Raw genomic sequence first — 1,559 nt, 5'->3', positions numbered from 1 at the left:
CCCCCCCGTTACCTTCTACGTGGCTCCGCAATGGGGCCTCCGGCCTTCGGGTCCGGCATGAATTCCCCCCCTTGTTGTTCATGATCCGGGGGGGTGGTGTCACCGGACCTGGAGGCATCGACGGACCGCTGATGAGGGGCTTGAGCACCGGCTTCACCCGGGCCGGTTGAGCTCTCCGTAACGTGGATGTGGCAGCTCGGTGCCCTGGCAAGGCCGGACGAAAGCGTGATGGAGGGGCCTGCGCGTGATCGACACCGGCGACATCGACGTCTTCCTCGGCCTGGACGTCGGCAAGGGCGAACACCACGCCACCGCCGTCACCCCGGCCGGGAAGAAGGCGTTCGACAAGCGCCTGCCCAACACCGAACCCAAGCTCCGCGAGCTGTTCGCGAAACTCCAGGCCAAGCACGGAACGGTGCTGGTCGTGGTCGACCAGCCGGCCTCAATCGGCGCCCTGCCGCTGGCGGTCGCCCGGGACATGGGCTGCCCGGTCGCCTACCCGCCGGGGCTGACGATGCGGCGGATCACCGACCTCTACCCCGGCGAGGCCAAGACCGACGCGAGAGACGCATTCATCATCGCGGACGCGGCCCGCGCGATGCCGCACACACTGCGGGCGATTGACGGCGAGGACGAGACGATCGCCGAGCTGGAGATGATCGTCGGGTTCGACGACGACCTGGCCGGCGAGGCCACCCGCGTCGCCAACCGGCTGCACGGCCTGCTGACCCAGATCCATCCATCGCTGGAACGGGTCCTGGGACCGCGACTGCAGCACCCTGCTGTCCTGGCCTTGCTGGAGCGGTTCGGCTCACCGGCACAGATACGCAAGGCGGGCCGTCGGCGGCTGGTCACGCTGCTGCGACCGAAGGCGCCAAGGATGGCTGAGCGGCTGGTCGAGGAGATCTTCGCCGCGCTGGACGAGCAGACCGTCACCGTTCCGGGGACCGACGCGGCCGCGTTGATCGTCCCGAGTCTGGCCAGATCACTCGCCGCTGTCCTTGACCAGCGGAAACTGCTGGCCGGCCGGATCGAGGAACTGCTGGAGAACCACCCTCTTTCCAAGGTCCTGACGTCCATGCCGGGCGTCGGCGTCAGGACCGGAGCCCGCATCCTGATCGAAGTCGGTGACGGCAGAACCTTCCCGACCGCCGGCCACCTCGCCGCCTACGCCGGCCTCGCCCCCGCGACCCGCAGTTCCGGGTCGTCGATCCGCGGTGAACAGCCCTCCCGGAGAGGAAACAAGCAGCTCAAGCGGGCCTTGTTCCTCTCCGCGTTCGCCGCCTTGGCCGACCCTGCATCGCGTGCCTACCACGACAAGAAGATCGCCCAAGGGAAGCACCACACTCAGGCACTGCTCTGCCTCGCCCGCCGCCGGGCCGACGTCCTGTTCGCGATGCTCCGCGACGGAACCTTCTACGAACCGCAGCCGTCGGCCGCAGTCACCTGACCTGCGGGTCTGCGAGGAGGACGACCCGATCGGCCTCGACGTCGAAGCCGATCACCGGATGCCCATCGTCGCCCTCCAAGTCCATCAGCACAGGCTTGCCCAGCCGCCG

The 1,559-nt window shown here is 68.6% G+C and carries 1 protein-coding gene; it reads left to right on the top strand.

Translation table 11 applies throughout. The annotated features are described in order from the left end of the window. Nucleotides 1-244: 244 nt before the first annotated feature. Nucleotides 245-1,450 carry an IS110 family transposase gene (locus tag ACIRRU_RS30390; RefSeq protein WP_403685673.1) on the top strand — a complete coding sequence of 402 codons (1,206 nt, stop codon included), beginning with the start codon at nucleotides 245-247 and terminating at the stop codon, nucleotides 1,448-1,450. The last annotated feature ends 109 nt before the right edge of the window (nucleotides 1,451-1,559 follow it).

Origin of the sequence: Streptomyces sp. NPDC101181, assembly GCF_044767975.1 — a bacterium.
Lineage (GTDB): Bacteria > Actinomycetota > Actinomycetes > Streptomycetales > Streptomycetaceae > Streptomyces.
Note: the sequence above shows the minus strand (reverse complement) of the source record. Positions and strands in the feature narration are given on the sequence as shown.